At 67.2% G+C, this 19,816-nt stretch carries 20 protein-coding genes; 10 read left to right on the top strand and 10 right to left on the bottom strand.

Going from position 1 to position 19,816, the window contains the following annotated elements; genetic code table 11:
* Positions 1-135 precede the first annotated feature (135 nt).
* The 3 genes from trxB to ACZ5ZX_RS02105 all read left to right on the top strand — a co-directional run bounded on the left by trxB (position 136) and on the right by ACZ5ZX_RS02105 (position 2,903).
* Positions 136-1,131, top strand: coding sequence for a thioredoxin-disulfide reductase (gene trxB, locus ACZ5ZX_RS02095; protein ID WP_465500235.1), 996 nt, complete (start codon positions 136-138; stop codon positions 1,129-1,131).
* Positions 1,132-1,169: 38 nt separating this feature from the next.
* Complete coding sequence (trxA, locus tag ACZ5ZX_RS02100; RefSeq protein WP_061981640.1) at positions 1,170-1,493, top strand: thioredoxin; 324 nt, start codon at positions 1,170-1,172, stop codon at positions 1,491-1,493.
* A gap of 261 nt (positions 1,494-1,754) precedes the next feature.
* Positions 1,755-2,903 carry an N-acetylmuramoyl-L-alanine amidase gene (locus ACZ5ZX_RS02105; protein ID WP_061981639.1) on the top strand — a complete coding sequence of 383 codons (1,149 nt, stop codon included), beginning with the start codon at positions 1,755-1,757 and terminating at the stop codon, positions 2,901-2,903.
* A 340-nt stretch (positions 2,904-3,243) separates the two neighbouring features.
* Here the strand turns inward: ACZ5ZX_RS02105 and ACZ5ZX_RS02110 are convergent, their stop codons facing one another.
* Complete coding sequence (locus ACZ5ZX_RS02110) at positions 3,244-3,888, bottom strand: GNAT family N-acetyltransferase (RefSeq protein ID WP_465500236.1); 645 nt, start codon at positions 3,886-3,888, stop codon at positions 3,244-3,246.
* 195 nt (positions 3,889-4,083) lie between these two features.
* Between ACZ5ZX_RS02110 and ACZ5ZX_RS02115 the strand changes: the two genes are divergently transcribed.
* Both ACZ5ZX_RS02115 and ACZ5ZX_RS02120 read left to right on the top strand, forming a co-directional pair.
* Complete coding sequence (locus ACZ5ZX_RS02115; protein ID WP_465501010.1) at positions 4,084-5,403, top strand: aminotransferase-like domain-containing protein; 1,320 nt, start codon at positions 4,084-4,086, stop codon at positions 5,401-5,403.
* A 37-nt stretch (positions 5,404-5,440) separates the two neighbouring features.
* Positions 5,441-6,391 (top strand): D-alanine--D-alanine ligase family protein, encoded by a 951-nt coding sequence (locus ACZ5ZX_RS02120; RefSeq protein WP_465500237.1) that lies wholly within the window; start codon positions 5,441-5,443, stop codon positions 6,389-6,391.
* A gap of 48 nt (positions 6,392-6,439) precedes the next feature.
* Here the strand turns inward: ACZ5ZX_RS02120 and ACZ5ZX_RS02125 are convergent, their stop codons facing one another.
* The 9 genes from ACZ5ZX_RS02125 to rpmH all read right to left on the bottom strand — a co-directional run bounded on the left by ACZ5ZX_RS02125 (position 6,440) and on the right by rpmH (position 12,452).
* A complete protein-coding gene (locus ACZ5ZX_RS02125; RefSeq protein WP_465500238.1) occupies positions 6,440-6,826 on the bottom strand; it encodes a hypothetical protein in 387 nt (128 codons plus the stop codon).
* Positions 6,827-6,939: 113 nt separating this feature from the next.
* Positions 6,940-7,956 (bottom strand): ParB/RepB/Spo0J family partition protein, encoded by a 1,017-nt coding sequence (locus ACZ5ZX_RS02130; RefSeq protein ID WP_465500239.1) that lies wholly within the window; start codon positions 7,954-7,956, stop codon positions 6,940-6,942.
* Positions 7,953-8,882 carry a ParA family protein gene (locus ACZ5ZX_RS02135; RefSeq protein WP_061981634.1) on the bottom strand — a complete coding sequence of 310 codons (930 nt, stop codon included), beginning with the start codon at positions 8,880-8,882 and terminating at the stop codon, positions 7,953-7,955. The genes ACZ5ZX_RS02130 and ACZ5ZX_RS02135 overlap by 4 nt, the downstream gene beginning before the upstream one ends.
* Before the next feature lie 64 nt (positions 8,883-8,946).
* Positions 8,947-9,621 carry a 16S rRNA (guanine(527)-N(7))-methyltransferase RsmG gene (gene rsmG, locus ACZ5ZX_RS02140; RefSeq protein WP_465500240.1) on the bottom strand — a complete coding sequence of 225 codons (675 nt, stop codon included), beginning with the start codon at positions 9,619-9,621 and terminating at the stop codon, positions 8,947-8,949.
* Between the two features lie 250 nt (positions 9,622-9,871).
* Positions 9,872-10,429 carry a Jag family protein gene (locus tag ACZ5ZX_RS02145; RefSeq protein ID WP_465500241.1) on the bottom strand — a complete coding sequence of 186 codons (558 nt, stop codon included), beginning with the start codon at positions 10,427-10,429 and terminating at the stop codon, positions 9,872-9,874.
* Positions 10,430-10,459: 30 nt separating this feature from the next.
* Positions 10,460-11,560: a membrane protein insertase YidC gene (gene yidC / locus ACZ5ZX_RS02150; protein WP_465500242.1), complete on the bottom strand. Its 1,101-nt coding sequence runs from the start codon at positions 11,558-11,560 to the stop codon at positions 10,460-10,462.
* Positions 11,561-11,564: 4 nt separating this feature from the next.
* Positions 11,565-11,870 (bottom strand): membrane protein insertion efficiency factor YidD, encoded by a 306-nt coding sequence (gene yidD, locus ACZ5ZX_RS02155; RefSeq protein WP_465500243.1) that lies wholly within the window; start codon positions 11,868-11,870, stop codon positions 11,565-11,567.
* A 4-nt stretch (positions 11,871-11,874) separates the two neighbouring features.
* The gene (gene rnpA, locus ACZ5ZX_RS02160; protein WP_465500244.1) at positions 11,875-12,285 is read right to left on the bottom strand and encodes a ribonuclease P protein component; all 411 of its coding nucleotides are present in this window, start codon (positions 12,283-12,285) and stop codon (positions 11,875-11,877) included.
* 23 nt (positions 12,286-12,308) lie between these two features.
* The gene (gene rpmH / locus ACZ5ZX_RS02165) at positions 12,309-12,452 is read right to left on the bottom strand and encodes a 50S ribosomal protein L34 (protein WP_007032239.1); all 144 of its coding nucleotides are present in this window, start codon (positions 12,450-12,452) and stop codon (positions 12,309-12,311) included.
* A 605-nt stretch (positions 12,453-13,057) separates the two neighbouring features.
* Here rpmH and dnaA point away from each other — a divergent pair.
* From dnaA to ACZ5ZX_RS02190, 5 genes are all read left to right on the top strand, one after another.
* Positions 13,058-14,695 carry a chromosomal replication initiator protein DnaA gene (gene dnaA, locus ACZ5ZX_RS02170; RefSeq protein ID WP_465500245.1) on the top strand — a complete coding sequence of 546 codons (1,638 nt, stop codon included), beginning with the start codon at positions 13,058-13,060 and terminating at the stop codon, positions 14,693-14,695.
* A 987-nt stretch (positions 14,696-15,682) separates the two neighbouring features.
* On the top strand, positions 15,683-16,816 hold the full coding sequence (gene dnaN / locus ACZ5ZX_RS02175) for a DNA polymerase III subunit beta (protein WP_020632653.1): 1,134 nt from the start codon (positions 15,683-15,685) through the stop codon (positions 16,814-16,816).
* Positions 16,817-16,853: 37 nt separating this feature from the next.
* Positions 16,854-17,741, top strand: coding sequence for a phosphogluconate dehydrogenase (NAD(+)-dependent, decarboxylating) (gene gnd, locus ACZ5ZX_RS02180; RefSeq protein WP_465500246.1), 888 nt, complete (start codon positions 16,854-16,856; stop codon positions 17,739-17,741).
* A 26-nt stretch (positions 17,742-17,767) separates the two neighbouring features.
* Entirely contained in the window at positions 17,768-18,922 is a 1,155-nt protein-coding gene (gene recF, locus ACZ5ZX_RS02185; protein ID WP_465500247.1) for a DNA replication/repair protein RecF, read from the top strand.
* 273 nt (positions 18,923-19,195) lie between these two features.
* Entirely contained in the window at positions 19,196-19,687 is a 492-nt protein-coding gene (locus ACZ5ZX_RS02190; RefSeq protein ID WP_465501011.1) for a DciA family protein, read from the top strand.
* The last annotated feature ends 129 nt before the right edge of the window (positions 19,688-19,816 follow it).

Genomic DNA, 19,816 nt, shown 5'->3' on the forward strand with positions numbered 1-19,816 from the left:
CCGGGGGGGGGGGAGCAAGGGACCTTTGCTATCGCCGTCACAAGGCAGGAGAAGTAGCGCCGGTCACCCCGGGAACACCGGCACCTACGATCGTGTTGAGCCTGGTGAACAGGTCACTACGAGCGGAGGTCACGGGTGGCTGCCGAGGAGATCAGGAACCTGATCGTCATTGGATCTGGTCCTGCGGGGTACACCGCCGCTGTCTACGCGGCACGAGCGCAGCTTGAACCGTTGGTGTTCGAGGGCACTCAGTTCGGCGGTGCGTTGATGACGACGACGGAGGTCGAGAACTTCCCCGGCTTCCGCGAAGGCATCCAGGGCCCCGACCTCATGGAAGAGATGCGCGAGCAGGCCAAGCGTTTCGGCGCGGACCTGCGCCAGGAGGACGTCGAGTCCGTCGAGCTGACCGGTGACGTCAAGTACGTCTTCGCGAACGGCAAGCGCTACGCGGCCCGCGCGGTCGTGCTCTCGATGGGCGCAGCGGCCCGCTATCTGAACGTCCCGGGTGAGCAGGAACTGCTCGGCCGCGGTGTTTCGGCCTGTGCCACCTGCGACGGTTTCTTCTTCCGCGACCACGACATCGTGGTCGCCGGCGGCGGCGACTCCGCGATGGAGGAGGCGACCTTCCTGACGAAGTTCGCCAAGTCCGTCACGATCGTCCACCGCCGCGAGGAGTTCCGCGCCTCCAAGATCATGCTGGAGCGCGCCCGCGAGAACGAGAAGATCAAGTGGGCGCTCAACAAGCAGATCACCGAGGTCGAGGGGGACGGCAAGGTCGAGGGCCTCAAGCTCAAGGACACGGTGACCGGCGAGGAGTCGAAGCTGGACGTGACGGGTTTCTTCGTCGCGATCGGTCACGACCCGCGCAGCGAACTGGTGCGCGGTCAGGTGGACCTCGACGAGGACGGTTACGTGCTCACCAAGGGCCGCACCTCCTACACGAACCTGCCCGGCGTGTTCGCGGCCGGCGACCTGGTCGACCGGACCTACCGGCAGGCGATCACCGCCGCGGGTTCGGGCTGCGCCGCCGCGATCGACGCGGAACGATGGCTGGCGGAACACGCCGGTGTCGAGGCCGCGCAGGAAACCCCCGAGCTGGTCGGCGGCGGCTACGGCGCCTCCGCCAACTGACTCCACAGCACCCCGTTCACCACCCCAGAGGAGACACCATGAGCAACACCGTGAAGGTGACCGACAAATCGTTCGTCGACGACGTGCTGACGAGTGAGAAGCCCGTCCTGGTCGACTTCTGGGCGACGTGGTGCGGTCCGTGCAAGATGGTCGCCCCGGTGCTCGACGAGATCGCGGCGGAGCACGGCGAAAAGCTGACCATCGCGAAGCTCGACATCGACGCCAACCCGAACACTGCGCGTGACTACCAGGTGATGTCGATCCCGACGCTGATCCTGTTCCAGGGCGGCAAGCCGGTGAAGCAGATCGTCGGCGCCAAGCCGAAGGCCGCGCTGCTCTCGGACCTCGCCGACGTCCTCTGATCTCGCGTTTCACCTGCCGAAACCCGGGGCCTGCCCAGGCTCCGGGTTTCGTCGTTCCACGGAGCGGGTATCCCGGGTCGTCACGGCAACATGATCACGGCGCTCGATCGGGTTTCCCGAACGGGGAGCTGACGCACCGACCGGGCCTCCGCGCTCACCGAGAGTTCACAGGGCACAATAGAGCACCGGGGTTCGCCCCGCAGAGTTTTCACGTCGTGCATCGAGCTCGATTCGGTGCCCCAAGGGAAGAGCGAGGAGTGCATGCGGGTACTCCGCCGCGGTGACGCCGGGCCGGACGTCGCCGAGATCAGGTCCACGCTTGCGGCGATGGATCTGCTCCCGCCGGTGACCGAATCCGGGGAGTACGAGGTCTTCGACACGCCTATGGAACACGCTGTGCGGGCGTTCCAGCAGCGTCGTGGGCTGATCACCGACGGCCTGGTGGGCCCGGCGACCTACCAAGCGCTCCGTGGCGCCAGCTTCCACCTGGGAAGCAGGCCGCTGGCCTACATGTTCGCGGCGCCGGTGCACGGCGACGACGTTTTCGCCCTCCAGGAGCGGCTGACCGAGCTCGGTTTCGACGCCGGCCGCCCGGACGGGCACTTCGGCGCGCAGACCGAACGCGCGCTCAAGACCTTCCAACGCGACATGCGCCTGGTCGCCGACGGCATCTGCGGTCCGGCCACCATCCGCGAACTGCACCGTCTTTCCTCGCCGCGGGCCCGCGGCGGCCGCCCCGTCTTCCTGCGTGAACAGGAGCAGGTGCGCCAGGCAGGCCCCCGGCTGCGCGGCAAGCGCATCGTGATCGACCCGGGCCACGGCGGCGAAGACCTCGGTGTCGTCGCCGGCGGTCTGCGCGAAGCGGACCTCGCCTGGGACCTGGCGCGACGGCTCGAAGGCCGGATGAAGGCCACGGGTATGGAGGCGCTGATCTCGCGCGGCCCGAACCAGAGCCCCAGCGAGGGTGAACGGGCGAAGTTCGCCAACGAGGCGGGCGCCGACCTGTTCCTTTCGCTGCACAACGACCAGAACCCCTCGCCCAAGGCGCAGGGGGTGGCGAGCTTCCACTTCGGCACCGGCAACGGCACCACCTCGACCGTCGGTGAGCTGCTGGCGGGCTTCATCCAGCGTGAGCTGGCCGTCCGGACGGGCATGCTCGACTGCCGCACGCATTACAAGACCTGGGAGATCTTCACCCGCACCCGCTGCCCGGCGGTGCGGATCGAGATCGGCTACCTGACCAACCCGGAGGACAGCCGCAAACTCGCCGACCCGGCTTTCCGCGACGTCGTCGCCGAAGGCATCCTGGTCGCCGTGAAGCGCCTCTACCTCCTCGGCGAAGGGGACCAGCCGACCGGCACGTTCACCTTCGCCGACGTCCTGGCCCACGAACTCGCCAAAGCGGAGTAGCCAGTCCTCCACACCCGCACGCGGGCGCACATCCCCCTGCCGACACCCTCGGCACAACCGGTTGTGTGCCCTCTCCCCGGACCACGCCACCCCTAGCCCCACGCGGTGCGCAGCCCCCGCCCTTCCCGGGGGGCGTCCCCAGGTCCAGCCTACCCATCCACAGATTTTCCACCGCTCCTATCAGGGATCTGTGGATAACTCGGCGGGTTACCCACAACTGTCCCCAGGGTGGGGGATGGCCGCTGCGCGTACCCGAAAACTCTGCTAGAGGGGCGCGATAGCAGTGCGATGAAGGGCGCTTTCAACCGCGACCGGATTCGAAATCTCCGGGGGGCGAAGCTCAGGCGCGACCCATGCTCGGCTCGGCGGTGGTGATGGAGACCTGGCCGAGCAGCCGTTCGAGAGCCGCCTCCACGTCTTCCTTCCACGAGATCGCCGACCGGAGTTCCAGCCGCAGCCGCGGCCACCGCGGATGAGGCCGCACGGTCTTGAACCCGACGCTCTGCAGGAACGCGGCAGGCAGCACGCAACTGTGCCCGCCGTCCGGATCGGTCTCCTCGGGCTTGGCGTCGCCGAAGGCCTCGATCGCGCGGACACCGCGTTTCGTCAGATCCTTCGCGACGGCCTGCACCAGCATCCGGCCGAGCCCGCCGCCCTGGAATTCGGGGAGGACCTGGAAGGCGGTCAGCAGGACCGCGTCCGGTCCGGGCGGGGAAGTCGGGAAGGCCAGCGAACGCGGCACGGCGTTCGGCGGCGCGTAGAGCACGAAGCCGACGGGCAAGGTGTCGCTGTAGACGATCCGGCCGCAGGAACCCCACTCCAGCAGCACGCTGGAGACCCAGGCTTCCTTTTCGACCTCTGTCGCGCCGTATTCCTCGGCCTGCGCCTTCAGATGCGGCGCCAGCTCCCAGTACACGCAGCGGCGGCAGCTCTTGGGCAGATGTTCGAGGTTGTCCAGGGTTACGCCCACGACGCGACGCGACACCGACAAACCTCCCTGAACGACGACACCCGACTCAGCCCTGTCCCGAGCACGGCTCGCTGAAGGGGTCCAGACCGAGGATAGGCCGATGTGATGAACACCGGAAGGCCAGGGCCCCACAAGGGAGGGTGGTTACACTCGATGGAACTACCAGTCGGTAGCGACTATGTCCACTTCGAAGCACGGGTGAAGCGCCTGATGACCGAGAACCGCCCTGTCCGGCCACAGGCCGGCCGACACAACCTCGACCCGCATCTCGACCGCTACGCCGCGCGTACGGCCGGAATGACTGCTTCCGAGATCAGGGCTTTGTTCGCGGTCGCCAGTCGCCCCGAGGTGGTTTCACTCGCCGGCGGGATGCCGAACCTCGCCGCTCTTCCGTTGGACACGTTGTCCGCGCAGGTCGGCGAGCTCATCGCCGAAGAAGGCCTGGTCGCGCTCCAGTACGGCTCCGCGCACGGCGTTCCGGCGCTGCGCGAACAGATCTGCGAGGTCATGGCCGTCGAGGGCATCAAGGCCCACCCGGACGACGTCGTCGTGACCGTCGGCTCCCAGATGGGCCTCGACATGGTCACCCGGCTGTTCTGCGACCCGGGCGACGTCGTCATCGCCGAGGGGCCGTCGTACGTCGGCGCGCTCGGCTCGTTCGCCGCCTACCAGGCGGACGTCGTCCACGTCGCGATGGACGATCACGGCCTGGTCCCCGAAGGGCTGCGCGCCGCCCTCGCGGAGACGAAGAAGGCGGGCCGGCGGGTCAAATTCCTTTACACGATTCCGAACTTCCACAACCCCGGTGGCGTCACGCTGGCCGTCGAACGCCGCGCCGAGATCGTGGAGATCTGCCGCGAGCACGACATCCTCATCGTCGAAGACAACCCGTACGGCCTGCTCGGCTTCAGTGGCCAGACCTACCCGTCGCTCCGCTCGATCGACCCCGACAACGTCGTGTACCTGGGCTCGTTCTCGAAGACCTTCGCCTCCGGCCTGCGCGTCGGCTGGGTGCTCGCACCGCACGCCGTCCGGGAGAAACTGGTGCTCGCGGCCGAGTCCGCGACACTTTGTCCGCCCACGCTTAACCAGTTGATCGTGTCGCGATACCTCTCGACTCACGACTGGATGGGTCAGATCAAGACCTTCCGCGAAAACTACCGGGAGCGCCGGGACGCGATCCTGTCCGCGCTCGATCAGCATATGCCGGACGGCTGCAGCTGGACCAAACCCGACGGCGGCTTCTACGTCTGGATGACCGTCCCCGAAGGCGTCGACACGAAGGCGATGCTGCCGAGGGCCGTCACCGCCCGGGTCGCCTACGCCTCGGGAACCGGTTTCTACGCCGACGGTTTCGGCAGCAGACAGCTCCGGCTTTCCTATTGCTACCCGACGCCCGAGCGGATCCGCGAAGGCGTCCGGCGGCTCGCCGCGGTGCTCGAGTCCGAAATGGACCTCGCGCGTACCTTCGGTAACGTGAGCCCACGCTCGATCTCGGGGCCACAGAACCCCTCTCCGGACACGGTCTGATCGACCGGGCGTCCCCATAGACACAAAGGAGTCCTCGGTGGTCGACCGCACCGTTGCCGTGCTCGCAGGCGGACTTTCCCACGAACGCGACGTCTCTCTCCGTTCCGGACGCCGGCTCTCCGCCGCGCTGCGGGAGGAGGGTCTCCTCGTCGAAGAGTGGGACACCGACGCAAGCCTGCTCGAACGTCTTCGCACCCAGCGTCCCGACGCGGCCGTCGTCGCCCTTCACGGTGGTGAGGGGGAGAACGGCTCGGTGCAGACGGTGCTGGAAATGCTGGACGTGCCCTATGTCGGCACCAGTTCGCAGGGCTGCCGTCGCGCGTGGGACAAGCCGACGGCCAAGGCCCTGGTCGCCAATTCGGGCTTCACCACGCCGGACTGGGTCGTGCTGCCGCACAGCATCTTCCGCGAACTCGGCGCGCAGGCCGTACTGGACGCGATGGTCGAAAAACTGGGCCTGCCCCTGATCCTCAAGCCCCACCAGGGCGGTTCGGCACTGGGCACCCAGGTCGTCAAGGAGGCCGCGGATCTGCCCGCAGCGATGGTCGGCTGCTTCGCGTACGGCGACACCGTTCTCGCCGAAAAGTACATAGACGGCGTTGAGGTGGCCGTGACGGTCATCGAAGGCGAAGCGGGACCTGAGACCCTGCCCGCGGTCGAGATCGTGCCGGAGAGCGGCGTGTACGACTACACCGCTCGCTACACCGCCGGGCTGACCGATTTCTTCACCCCCGCGCGGATCTCCGACGAGGCCGCCAAGGCGGTCAGCGAACTGGCCGTCGCCGCGCACCGGCAACTCGGGCTCCGCGACATCTCGCGGACCGACGCGATGGTCGCCGAGGACGGCACGGTCTACTTCCTCGCGGTGAACCTGTCGCCAGGCCTCACCGAGACGTCGACGGTACCGATGGCGATCGAAGCCGGCGGCGCCACACTCGGGTCGGTCTTCGCCGATCTCATCGGACGAGCGGTTTCCCGCAAGAGCTGAACCGGATTTCAAAAGGGGACTTGCCCAACGACGGGCGAGTCCCCTTTTTCATGTTCGAGCAACGACCACGATCTGATGCTCGTCCTCATAAACGACCCGCCCGGGGCTCGCCGACCGGACGGTCTCGCACGGAATCTCGTGCGCCTTCAAAATCGACAGGTAGCCGTCGACCCGGTCGATGAAGACACGCGCCGTCGCTTTGAACCAAGCCGCGGCGCCCGGGTTCACCGCCGCGTCGTAAACGCTCGGATCGCGGTGGGCCGGGTTGATGAAGTTCGCGTCGTACCAGTCGTTGTTCGCCCGGCGAAAAGCTTCTTGCTCGACGGTGAGGCGACCGGCTCGGGCGAGCCCGTTGACGAGACCGAAAACTCCGGTGAAGGTTCCTCGCTCGTTGCGGGTCGGACTCTGGAAGCGAACGAAAGGCAGTCCGCTCATCGTCGGTGTTTCCAAAAGCACTCCAGTTTCACGGGAAACATTTCAACTACTCAACGTCACCAACCGCCAGCGGTCAGCAATCGTCACCGTGACAAAACGACCCGGGGTAATCCCTAATCGGTTTCCGGTGTCTGATTTGCCTGATTTTGATCCATCAGCGCGACAATGCGTTCAAGATCGTCAACCGACCCGAATTCGAGGGTGATCCGCCCCTTCCGGCGGCCGAGGTCGACCTTCACCCGGGTGTCGAACCGGTCCGAAAGCCGGTTCGCCAGTTCCTGGAGACCCGGCGCCTGGATCGGCTTGCGAGGAGCGGGCTTCGGCTTCGCCGGTTTCTCGCTCTTTTTGAGCGTGACGGCTTCCTCGGTCGCGCGGACCGACATGCCCTCCGCGACGATCCGCGCGGCCAGCTCTTCCTGACTTTCGGCGTCCTCGAGTGAGAGCAGCGCCCGCGCGTGCCCGGCCGAAAGCACGCCGGCGGCGACCCGTCGCTGGACCGCGAGGGGGAGTTTGAGCAAGCGGATCGTGTTCGTGATGACCGGGCGGCTACGTCCGATCCGGCCGGCCAGCTCCTCGTGCGTGACCGCGAACTCATCGAGCAGCTGCTGATACGCGGCCGCCTCTTCGAGCGGGTTGAGCTGAACGCGGTGGATGTTCTCGAGCAGCGCGTCGCGCAGCATCGCCTCGTCGGCGGTCTGGCGGACGATCGCCGGGATCGCCTCCAGCTCCGCCAGCTGAGACGCGCGCAGCCGCCGCTCGCCCATGACGAGTTCGTACTCGTCGGGCCCGAGCTCGCGGACCACGATGGGCTGCATGAGCCCGAACGCGCGGATCGAATGCTCGAGTTCGTTGAGCGCCTCTTCGTCGAAGACCTGCCGCGGCTGCTTCGGGTTCGGCTTGATCTGGCTGACCGGCACCTCGCGGTAGACCGCACCGGCCACCGCGCCGCCATGCGAACCGGCCGCGCCGTTGGCCGCGAACCAGCCCTTGTCGTCCGGCCCGGTCGGACCCGACGGAGGAGCGGGGACCGCGGTGGAACCGTTCTCGGCCGGGGCCGCAGAGCCCGGTGGCGGACCGGTGGGGATCAGGGCGGCGAGCCCGCGCCCGAGCCCCCCTCTGCGCTCGCTCATGCCGTACCGCTCCTTTCTTTCATCTCCGCCCCACGCTGGGCGATCTCCTTCGCCGCGTCCACGTAGCTCATCGCACCCCGTGAACCCGGGTCGTACGCGAGGACCGTCTGCCCGTACCCGGGCGCCTCGGACACCTTCACACTCCGCGGGATCACCGTCTTGAGGACAGTGTCCCCGAAGTGATTCCGGACCTCGTTCGTCACCTGATCGGCCAGCTTCGTCCGGCCGTCGTACATGGTGAGCAGAATCGTGGAGACGCTGAGTTCGCGGTTCAGGTGCTTCTGGACGAGCTCGATGTTGCTCAGCAGCTGCCCCAGACCTTCGAGCGCGTAGTACTCGCACTGGATCGGGATCAGCACCTCCTGCGCGGCGACCATCGCGTTGACGGTCAGCAGACCGAGCGACGGCGGGCAGTCGATGAAGACGTAGTCGACGCCGATCTCGTCGAGGATCTCGGACGAGAGCGCCTCCTTGAGCCGCATCTCGCGGGACGCCATGGAGACGAGTTCGATCTCGGCACCGGCGAGGTCGATGGTCGCGGGAACGCAGTAGAGGTTCGAAGACTGCTCGCTCTGCGCCGCCGCTTCGGCGAGCGACACCTCACCGATCAGCACCTCGTAGATCGACGGCGTGCCGGAACGGTGGTCGATGTCGAGTGCCGTGCTGGCGTTGCCCTGCGGGTCGAGGTCGATCACGAGCGTCTTGAGTCCGTGGACGGCCAGGGCGGCGGCGAGGTTCACCGTGCTCGTCGTCTTGCCGACTCCGCCCTTCTGGTTGGCGACCGTCAGCACGCGCCGGCGGGCGGGCCGGGGGAGCGCGCCTTCCTTGGGGTGCAGCACGCTGGCGGCTCGGACGGCTTCCTCGGCGATGGGCGTCCAGCCGAGTTCGCGGCCAGTGCTCGCGGGGTCGGACGGTGGGGGAGTCACCGGTCTTGAACCTCCTCTGTAATGGACGTTGGAGTCGTTCTGCGTTGTTTCACGTGGAACCGGGCTAGCTACGCCTGCCGCGTGGCGGCCTTGGGCTCAGTCGGCTTATTACGACGACCGTGCTGGGGACCTCAAGCACCTTGGTGCCGCACTCGAAGATCTCCGGCTCGCCACCGCCGGCCTTCCGGACGGCGGCTCGGTCGCGTTCGATTTCCTCTCCAGCGCTCGCTCCTTTGAGGGCGACCAGAGCGCCTTGGGAACGCACAAGCGGAAGGCACCAGCTCGCGAGCCGGGCCAATGGGGCGACCGCCCGGGCGGTGACGACATCCGCGCCACCGAGCTCCTCGCGCACCTGCCGCTCCTCCGCGCGCCCGCGGACAACGGTGATGGGGAGTTCCAGCTTCTCGGCAACCTCGGCCAGCCAGTCGACCCGGCGAGCCATCGGTTCGAGCAGAACGATATCGAGGTCCGGTCGACTGATGGCGAGCGGTACACCCGGAAGCCCCGCGCCCGACCCGACGTCGACCACGCGGGCGCCGTCGGGGATCCGTTCGCCGATCACGGCGGAGTTCAGCACGTGCCGCTCCCAGAGCCGGTCGACCTCGCGGGGACCGATGAGCCCGCGCTCGACGCCGTGGCGCTCCAGAAGTTCGACATAGCCGACGGCTTGCTCGACGCGGTCTCCGAACACCTCCGTCGCCGCGCTCCGTACCGATGCGGCGACCCCGTCCAAGCCCACTCTCGCTCCCTCAACCTCGACGCCGTTTCACGTGAAACGCGCTCCACTGATTGTCCATGACCCCGGGGGCAAAACGGGGAGACAGACCGCAACTGTGGACAACTCCACTCGTCCCGGAGACCCAGGTGCGCGTTTCACGTGAAACGCCACGCGTGTAATTCGCTCCGCGGCGGCGACCCGGCGACCGTGCCCTATATATAAGGAAGCGGCCCGCCGGATGACCGGCGGGCCGCTTCCTTCAAAGAACTCGTCAGGCGGGGAAGATGACGACCCGGCGCTTCGGGTCCTCTCCTTCGCTCTCGCTCTTGACCCCGTCGACAGCGGCGACCGCGTCGTGCACGACCTTCCGCTCGAACGGGCTCATCGGCTGCAGCCGGACGCGCTCGCCGGAGGAGAGCACCGTCTCCGCGGTGGAGCGGCCGAGCTCGCGAAGCTCCTCGCGACGGTCCGCACGCCAGCCCGCGACGTCCAGCATCAGCCGGCTCCGCGAACCGGTCTCCTGCTGAACCGCCAGCCGCGTCAGCTCCTGCAGCGCTTCCAGTACGGTGCCGCGCGGGCCGACGAGCTTCTCCAGATCCTCGCCACCGTCGATGCTGACGATCGCGCGGCCCGCCTCGACATCGAGATCGATGTCGCCGTCGTAGTCCAGAAGGTCGAGCAACCGCTCGAGATAGTCGCCGGCGATGTCGCCCTCTTTCACGAGGACGTCGTCGTCGACACCTCCCTTGCGAGTGGTCTCGTCAGCAACGTCCTCGGTCTCGGCCGCGCTGTTCTCCTCGGCGTCGATCGTGTCGATCGTCTCCGCCATTCTTAGTCTCCTCTCCAGCCCGGATCGGCGTCAGCGACGCTTCCGGCCTGATTTCTTAGTCGAGTCCGAGATGAGACCGGGCACGTCCGTGCCGTTCTCCTTCGAGCCGTTCGTCGACGACTCGGCCGCTGTGTCCTTGGTGTCCGTCTTCTCCGCGGCGGGAGCGGTCTGGGCGAAGCCGTGCGGCGAGCCCGCCTTCTTGACCTGACCACCGGAGGACGGCTTGTTCTTCTTCTGCTGGACCGGCTTCTGACCGGGACGCGGCGCTGTCGGCTTCTGGCCGGGCTTCGGGCCGAGGTTCGCGCGCTTCTCCTTCTCGGCCTGCTTGCGGGCCTCTTCTTCCTTGTCGATCTTCGTGTAGACGAGACGCTGCTGCATCAGGGTCCAGCCGTTGTTGGCCAACCAGTAGAAGAGCAGGCCGAGCGGGAACAGCGCACCGAAGATGAGGACACCGAGCGGGAAGATGTACATCGTCAGCTTGTTCATCATCGCGGTCTGCGGCGTCGCCGACTCGGGGTTCTGACGCTGGACCGAGTGCCGCGCGGTGAGGTGCGTGGCGATGCTGGCGACGATCATCAGCGGGATCGCGACGGGGGCGACGTGCCAGTGGAAACCGGCGGGCGTGTTGCCGCCGCTGACCACGCCGACACCGGTGTAGATGGCTTCACCGAGGTTGGTGCCGAACAGCTTCGCGTTGACGTAGGACTCGACACCGGACTGGTCGAAGAAGTAGTTCTCGGTCTTCGGGCCGCCGTACGGGTTGATGGTGAACATCCGCAGGACGTGGTTCAGACCGATGAAGACCGGGATCTGAAGCAGCATCGGCAGGCAGCTGCCCAGGGGGTTGACGCCGTGCTCCTTCTGGAGCTTCTGCATCTCCATCGCCTGGCGCTGCCGGTCGTTGGCGTACTTCTTCTGGACCTTCTTCATCTCCGGCGCGAAGTCCTGCATCTTCTTCATCGACCGGACCTGGTTCACGAACGGCTTGAACATGATGCCGCGGACGGTGAACGTCAGGAAGATGATCGCGAGGATCCAGGACACCGCGTTCGCCTCACCGAACACGAGCCCGAAGACCTTGTGCCAACACCACAAGATGAAGGACACGGGGTAGTAGATGAAGTCGAGCACTGAGCTACTCCTCGATCGGTGTTTCAGGTCGGCGGCGGCGCCACGAGAAAGTCTCGGGAACCGGATCGCGGCCGGGCGGAGTCCACGGGCCGCAGCGCAGCAGTCGCCGGGCCGCGAGATAACCACCGCGGCCGGCGCCGTGCCGGGTCAGTGCCTCGACGGCGTACGCGCTACAGCTCGGGTAGAACCGGCACGCCGGAGGAAGGAAAGGAGAGATCGCCTTGCGGTAGAGCTTGATGGGCAGCAGCAGTACCCATGCCACCGGACCCGGCCGGGCCGCTTCGGTGGTCTCGTTCTCGGTGGCTCGCATGCCGTTACACCGCAGATCCGTTGTCGGGGGGTCGCGCTTGGCGGGACTTCCCGGTGACGACGGATTGCCCGGACAGCCCGAGGCGCCGCAACGACGCGTCGAGGTCCGAACCGAGTTCCGCGCTGGACGCGTCCGCGGCCGGTGGTAGTGCCCGTATCACCAACGAGCTCCCCGGCGGCAGTGTTCCGATCCTGGCGGAAATGAGATGCCGCAACCGACGGGTGACCCGGTGGCGGACCACCGAGTTGCCCACGGCCTTGCTCACCACAAAACCCGCCCGCGCCGCTTCAGCGGCATCGGGCGGGTCCGTGGTCAACGCATGGACGACGAGGCGGCGCCTGCCTGCCTTGGCCCCACGCCGCATCACGGCACGGAAATCCTCACTGCGCCGCAACCGCGCGGCGGCCGGCAGCACGACGTCCCTCGACGGCGGCCGGATCAGGCGGACAGCGCGCCGCGGCCCTTGCGACGGCGAGCCGCCAGGATCGCCCGGCCCGCGCGGGTCCGCATCCGCAGCCGGAACCCGTGGGTCCGAGCGCGTCGGCGGTTGTTCGGCTGGAAGGTGCGCTTACCCTTGCTCACGACTTACTTCTCCTGTTTCTCGGCCGCCAAGAACGGTTCGACCCGTTCCTGGCGTGTCGTGCTGACGCACGGCAGTCTCTGGTGTCTCCTACCAACGTGTGGCCTCGTCACGTCGAGCGACGACAACGTGGGCACGCGAAACGCCCCCGCTGTATACGGGAGACCTTACGAGGGTACGCACCCACCGGCGGGGCCCGGCAGGCACCCCCTCGACCACGGACCGCGACCGGACGTGGAGAGTGATCATCCGCGACGCGAAGGCACCGAATGGCAACACGCCGTACACCGTGAAATGCTTGCGCGCGAGGACGCCTTGTGGCAACCGGCGGGGCTTGTTAGCGTGCCCCTCCCGGGTTTTCGCCGAGGTGGAGCGGTGCAGGCGCCCGGGCGTCCTTGGGATGTGGAGGCGTCCCACCGGCATACGTTGAGCCCGCAGATGACGTCGCCGCGGGCCGCCGTACATTAGTGCACAGCTGTGGACAACTATGTGGATATTTGCTGTGCGCATGAACTGATCGGGCCATGATGACGCTCGACGGAGTTCTTCCGGGCGTTCGCGCCAGTGTCTCGCCGCACGCACCGATGAGGGGAGGGGAGTCAGGCAGGTGTCCGATCACCAGCACAATCTTGGCGTCATCTGGGAACAGGTCGTGCGTGAACTGTCCGATGGCACCCTCTCCCCGCAGCAGCGCGCCTGGATGCGGGTGACCCGGCCGATCGGCCTCCTCGACGGCACCGCCTTGCTCGCCGCGCCCAGCGACTTCGCCAAAGAAGCGATCGAACGCGCCCTTCGCGGCGCGATCACCGAAGCCCTTTCGCGACGGCTCGGCCGCGCGGTCTCTCTCGCGGTGAAGGTCGACAGCACCGAGACACATACCTCGATGCCTCCCCCCGCGCCCGGTCCTCGCTACGACCCGTCACCCGGCCGGGTGGAAAACGGCTCCGGTGCCCCGCATGGCACCCCTCCGTTGCCCGAGGGCGACGGCATGCTGTCCCCGAACCGGCCTCGGCCCGAGCCGCCGAAACCGCGGCCGCCGATGCAGCCGAGGCACCCGGTCGACAACAGCCTCAACGATGGCGACGACAGCGATGAAGAAGTCGACGAAGAGGGCGAGGCCCTCGCCGCCGTGACCGAGATCTGGCCGACCTTCTCCGGTCAGCCGATCGCGGGCCAGCCCTACACCGCGCCGGCGCAGCCGCAGACGTCGAAGACGAAGCTCAACGAGAAGTACACCTTCGACACCTTCGTCATCGGTGCGTCGAACCGGTTCGCCCACGCCGCCGCGGTCGCCGTCGCCGAAGCACCGGCCCGCGCGTACAACCCGTTGTTCATCTGGGGAGAGTCCGGACTCGGGAAGACCCACCTGCTGCACGCCGTCGGGCACTACGCCCAGCGGCTCTTCCCCGGCATGCGCGTGCGGTACGTGTCGACCGAAGAGTTCACGAACGACTTCATCAACTCGCTGCGAGACGACCGCAAGGTCGCGTTCCAGCGCCGCTACCGCGACGTCGACATCCTGCTCGTCGACGACATCCAGTTCCTGGAAGGCAAAGAAGGTACGCAGGAAGAGTTCTTCCACACCTTCAACACCCTCCACAACACGAACAAGCAGATCGTCGTCTCCTCCGACCGCCCGCCGAAGCGCCTCGAAACGCTGGAAGACCGGCTGCGCACGCGGTTCGAGTGGGGCCTCATCACCGACATCCAGCCGCCCGAACTCGAAACGCGTATCGCCATCCTTCGCAAGAAGGCCGCGCAGGACAGGCTCGCGGTACCCAACGAGGTACTGGAGTTCATCGCTTCGCGTGTCGAGGCGAACATCCGGGAACTCGAAGGCGCGCTCATCCGCGTCACCGCCTTCGCGTCACTGAACCAGCAGCCGGTCGACGTCGGACTCGCCGAGATCGTGCTCCGGGACCTCATCCCCGATTCGCACGCGCCGGAGATCACCGCGCCGACCATCATGGGCGTCACTTCGGAGTTCTTCGACGTGACACTCGACGACCTCTGCGGCCCCGGCAAGACGAAGGCGCTCGCGACCGCGCGTCAGATCGCGATGTACCTCTGCCGCGAACTGACCGACATGTCGCTGCCGAAGATCGGGCAGACCTTCGGCGGCCGCGACCACACGACGGTCATGCACGCGGACAAGAAGATCCGCAAGGAGATGGCCGAACGCCGCCGCATCTACGACCAGGTGCAGGAGCTGACTTCCCGCATCAAGCAGCGCGCACGGCAGTAATCCCTTAGCACACAAGGACTTCAGGGGCTCTCACCGTCCAGGTGGGAGCCCCTTCTGCATGGGACGAACCACGACGGTGTTCACGTGGACGCGACCACATCGGTCTCCCCAAGGGCGCTCAGCGCCCGACGGAGACTTCACCGTCGCGCCCTCTTTTGGCCGTAGGCCACGGAAAACTTGTGCAGGGCGCCGTCCTCGGTCCGCGAGTCCTCTGTGTACCGCGCCCTGCGGAAGCTTTCCGTCAGCGCGACAGAAAACACTGTGCACAAAGGAAATCCACATGCTGTGGGTACCTTGTGCACAACTCCCGCGGGCTCGGGGCCAGCGGCGACCGGGTTTCCATCCACATCCCGCTCACAGGCAGTCCACAGCATTTCCACACCATGATCCACACGCTGTCCCCAGGTTGTCCCCATTCTGTGCACAAGGATTACCCGTGCTGCTCGGATCACTCTCCCGAGCGATTCCGGTCACGAACCGGGCCCACAGCCCCTGGGTACAAATCGCCGCACAGCTGGGGATAACCGTGGGGACAACTGTGGATGACTGTGGACAGATCGAGCGCCGCCCGAAACCATCCACCGACGCCCGCAGCTGTCCACCGTCCGTACACACCCGGAGTCCACAGGGTCCGAGGCGTCCGGACCTGCGCGAACGAGGCTTGTCCACACAATCCACAACGCCTATTACTACTGCTGTTCTTAGTTCTTCTTAAGAAGGGAATAAAACAAAAACAGGCGAAGGACGAATCTGGGGACAGCTTCGAGCCGTGTCGTCTTGTCGACAAAACCAAGGGGAGGCCGAGGTGACGCGGACCCCGGCGACGGCCTAACGTGGGTCCCTGCACCTGGTCTGCGTGTCGACGTGCGTTCGCGTCCTCGCCGGACCGGACAAACCTGCGAGGCACCTGGCCATCGCGCTCTCCGGCCGCGGTGACCCGTTGAGCTTTCGAGCCGTCAGGGGCTCGGTTGTCGAAAGGAAGCGCGCATGAAGATCCGCGTCGAGCGTGACGGGCTGGCCGACGCCGTCGCGTGGGTGGCGAGAAGCCTCCCGTCGCGGCCTCCGGTCCCGGTTCTGGGCGGTGTCCTGCTCGATGCGGGATCCGACGGGACGAGTGACGCACTCACCGTCTCCGGATTCGACTACGAGGTCTCCGCCACGGTCGGCGTCCCGGCCACCATCGCCGACGGCGGCCGCCTCCTGGTCTCCGGCCGTCTGCTGGCCGACATCACCAAGTCACTGCCCGCGCAGCCGGTCGAGATCTCCGTCGACGGCGCCCGCGCGACCATCACCTGCGGCTCCGCGCGCTTCTCCCTGCCGACCATGCCGGTCGAGGACTACCCGCAGCTCCCGTCCCAGCCCGCCTTCGCCGGCGAACTCACCGGCGACGCCTTCGGCCAGGCGGTCACCCAGGTCGTCGTCGCCGCGGGCAAGGACGACACCCTTCCGATGCTGACCGGGATGCGGCTGGAGATCTCCGGCTCCTCGCTGACCCTGGTCGCCACCGACCGCTTCCGGCTCGCCATGCGCGAGTTCACCTGGGAGCCCGCCGAAGGTCTGTCCGACGCCGCTGTCCTCGTCCCGGCGCGCACGCTCGCCGAGGCGGCGAAGACGCTCGGTGCCAGCGGCGCCAAGATCCGCCTCGCGCTCGCCAGCGGTGAGGGCCTCCTCGGTCTCTCCGGCTCCGGCCGCTACACCACGACCCGTCTCCTGGACGCGGAGTTCCCGCCGTACCGGCAGCTGCTGCCCGCGCAGCACACGTCACGCGCGGTCATCGAGGTCTCCGCGCTCGCCGAGTCGATCAAACGTGTTTCGCTGGTCGCCGAACGTGGCACCCAGGTGCGGCTGGAGTTCAACGACGGTTCGCTCCGGCTCTCGGCCGGTGGCGACGACGAGGGTTCGGCTGAAGAAGAACTTCAGGTCGATTACGAAGGTGAGCCGGTGACCATCGCGTTCAACCCGGGTTACCTCGTCGACGGGCTCGGCGCGCTGAACGCGAACCGGGCGGAACTGACGTTCACCACACCGAACAGGCCGGCGCTGATCAAGCCCGCCGACGAAGAGGGCAACGTCGTCCCCGGCTACCTGTACCTGCTGATGCCGGTCCGGCTCCCGGGCTGACCGGCCTTCGTTTTCTTTCGCACCAAAGGGGATCTTCATGGCTCAGCTGGGACTCATCGGCCTCGGCAAAATGGGGTTCAACATGCGTGACCGGCTGCGCGGCGCCGGTCACGAGGTGATCGGTTACGACCGCAACCCGGACGTCACCGACTCCACGTCGCTCGAAGACATGGTGTCCAAACTGGACGGTCCGCGGATCGTCTGGATCATGGTGCCCGCCGGTGAACCCACCCGGCAGACCGTCGCCGAGCTCAGCAACCTGTTGTCCGAGGGCGACCTCGTGATCGACGGCGGCAACTCGAAGTACACCGACGACCGCATCAACGCCGACCTGCTCGCCACGAAGAACATCGGTTACCTCGACTGCGGGGTCTCCGGTGGCGTGTGGGGCAAGGACAACGGTTACGGCCTGATGGTCGGCGGCGCCGCTTCGGACGTCGAAAAGGCCATGCCCATCTTCGACGCGCTTCGCCCCGAGGGCCCGCGCGAAGAGGGCTTCTCGCACGCCGGTGCCGTCGGCTCCGGGCACTACGCGAAGATGATCCACAACGGCATCGAGTACGGCATGATGCAGGCCTTCGCCGAGGGCTTCGAGCTGCTCGAAGCCGCGAAGGTCGTCGAGAACGTGCCCGCGGTCATCAAGGGCTGGCAGCGGGGGACCGTCGTCCGCTCGTGGCTGCTCGACCTGCTCGTCCGCGCGCTCGACGAGGACCCGGAGCTGGACGACCTCGAGGGCTACGTCGAGGATTCCGGTGAAGGCCGGTGGACGCTGGAAGAGGCGATCAACAACGCGGTGCCCGCGCCGGTCATCTCGGCCGCGCTGTTCGCGCGGTTCGCCTCCCGCCAGGAGGACTCCGCCGCCATGCGTGCCGTCGCCGCGCTGCGCAACCAGTTCGGCGGGCACGCTGTGAAAAAGGTCCAGTGACGACGGCCGGCCACTAGGCAGACGGGTTGTACCTCAGACATCTCCAGGTCACCGATTTCCGGTCCTGGCCACTGGCCGATCTCGCGCTCGAACCCGGACCGACCGTCCTCGTCGGACAGAACGGCCGCGGTAAGACGAACCTCCTGGAGGCGATCGGCTACATCGCGACCCTGGGCTCGCATCGTGTCGCGACCGACGCACCCTTGGTGCGGCATGGTTGTGAGCGCGCGCTGATCAGGGTCGCGGTGGTCAACGACGACCGCGAGCTGACGGTCGAGCTGGAGATCACCCCGGGCAAGGCGAACCGCGCGCGGATCAACCGCGGCTCGGTCGGCAAGCCCCGTGACGTGCTGGGCATCCTGCGCACGGTGCTGTTCTCCCCGGAGGACCTGGCACTCGTGCGCGGGGATCCCGGCGAGCGCCGTCGCTTCATGGACGAGCTCCTCGTGCTGCGCGCGCCCCGGTACGCCGGGGTCCGCGCCGACTACGAGAAGGTGCTGAAGCAGCGGAACGCCCTGCTCAAGACGGCGGGCAAGCGGCGTACGGGACGTGAAGACCCGTACGCGTTGTCGACGCTCGACGTCTGGGACGACCACCTCGCGGTGGCCGGGGCCGCGTTGCTGGCGGCTCGGCTCAACCTCATCGCGGACCTCGCGCCGTACGCGGCCGCCGCCTATATGGGCGTCGCGCCCGACTCGAGACCGGCGAAGATCGCGTACAGGTCCAGCCTTGGCGAAGCGATGCCGGAGGGCTACGGCGTTCCGGACGGTCCACGCGCCGAAGAAGCGGTACTCAAGGAAGTGCTGGTAGAAGCGCTGGGGCGGTCCCGGAACCTGGAGCTGGAGCGCGGGGTGAGCATGGTCGGCCCGCACCGGGACGAACTCGACCTCATCCTCGGCGAAGCGCCGGCCAAGGGCTACGCGAGTCATGGGGAGTCCTGGTCGTTCGCGCTCGCACTGCGTCTGGGAAGCTACGAGCTCCTGCGTGGCGAGGCCGGGGAACCGGTGCTTCTCCTGGATGATGTGTTCGCCGAGCTGGACCGGCGTCGCCGGGCCAGGCTGGCGGAGGTGGCGGCAGGTGCCGAGCAGGTGCTGGTGACCGCCGCCGTGGACGAGGACGTACCCGCCGAACTGGCCGGGCACCGGTTCCTCGTGGCAGATGGTGAGATCAACCCAGGGTGATCCCGCGAGCGGACACCCGGGGTGATCGGCGCCACAGCAGTTGCCCACCGATCTGGGGACAAACCTGTGGACAGTGTGGATAACACCGTGAACGCGTTATCGCCCCGCGTGACCAAGGGGCCCGAAAAGCGGCTTGACGCCTCCCAAAAGGGGGGTAACCCCAGTGAGGGAAGTCTGTTCGACACGCAGAGTGAACAGCCTCCGGTACCGAACGGCGCAACCGATACCAACAGCAAGGAACCAGCTACCGGTCGTGACCTCGCTCATCTCGCGCTGGAGGCCGCGAAGGCCAAAGCGAAGGCACGCGGAGTTGAACCAGGCGTGCGCCGGGGCCGTATCACCGGAGGGGGAGCCGGTGCGAACGGACAGAGTCCGCGACGTCGTCGCTGGTCAGGGCCGGGCGCCGATACACGCGACCCGCAACCGCTCGGCAGGCTCGCCTCGCGGCTGGCGGTCGACCGCGGCTGGAACACGCGGCTGGCCAACGGGCAGGTCTTCGGTCATTGGGCACGGCTTGTGGGTGAAGAGGTCGCCGAGCACGCCCAGCCAGTGGCGCTCAAGGACGGCGAGCTGACCGTGCGTGCCAGCTCGACGGCGTGGGCGACACAGCTGCGCCTGCTCCAAGGTCAACTGCTGACGAAGATCGCGGCCGGTGTCGGCCACGGCGTGGTGAAGAGGATGCGGATCCAGGGCCCGACGGCGCCGAGCTGGCGGAAAGGACCGCGGCACGTCCCGGGACGTGGTCCGCGTGACACGTACGGCTGATCCGAGTTGCGCTTCGCCACAACTGTGCCACCAGCGCCCCGAGAACGCGCCCAGAGCGCTTCGCGAACGTCAAGACTCTTCTTTGAACGAATTAGCGCGTCTGTGAGCGAATCAGGGGTGTCCTTGCCG

The organism is Amycolatopsis sp. NPDC033938 (assembly GCF_055575975.1).

Coding starts and splice junctions, on each gene's coding strand:
- ACZ5ZX_RS02105 (WP_061981639.1), top strand. CDS start 1,755: ATGCGGGTACTCCGCCGCGGTGACGCCGGGCCGGACGTCGCCGAGATC.
- ACZ5ZX_RS02115 (WP_465501010.1), top strand. CDS start 4,084: ATGACCGAGAACCGCCCTGTCCGGCCACAGGCCGGCCGACACAACCTC.
- ACZ5ZX_RS02145 (WP_465500241.1), bottom strand. CDS start 10,429: ATGGCGGAGACGATCGACACGATCGACGCCGAGGAGAACAGCGCGGCC.
- yidD (WP_465500243.1), bottom strand. CDS start 11,870: ATGCGAGCCACCGAGAACGAGACCACCGAAGCGGCCCGGCCGGGTCCG.
- ACZ5ZX_RS02130 (WP_465500239.1), bottom strand. CDS start 7,956: ATGAGCGAGCGCAGAGGGGGGCTCGGGCGCGGGCTCGCCGCCCTGATC.
- gnd (WP_465500246.1), top strand. CDS start 16,854: ATGGCTCAGCTGGGACTCATCGGCCTCGGCAAAATGGGGTTCAACATG.
- ACZ5ZX_RS02125 (WP_465500238.1), bottom strand. CDS start 6,826: ATGAGCGGACTGCCTTTCGTTCGCTTCCAGAGTCCGACCCGCAACGAG.
- trxA (WP_061981640.1), top strand. CDS start 1,170: ATGAGCAACACCGTGAAGGTGACCGACAAATCGTTCGTCGACGACGTG.
- dnaN (WP_020632653.1), top strand. CDS start 15,683: ATGAAGATCCGCGTCGAGCGTGACGGGCTGGCCGACGCCGTCGCGTGG.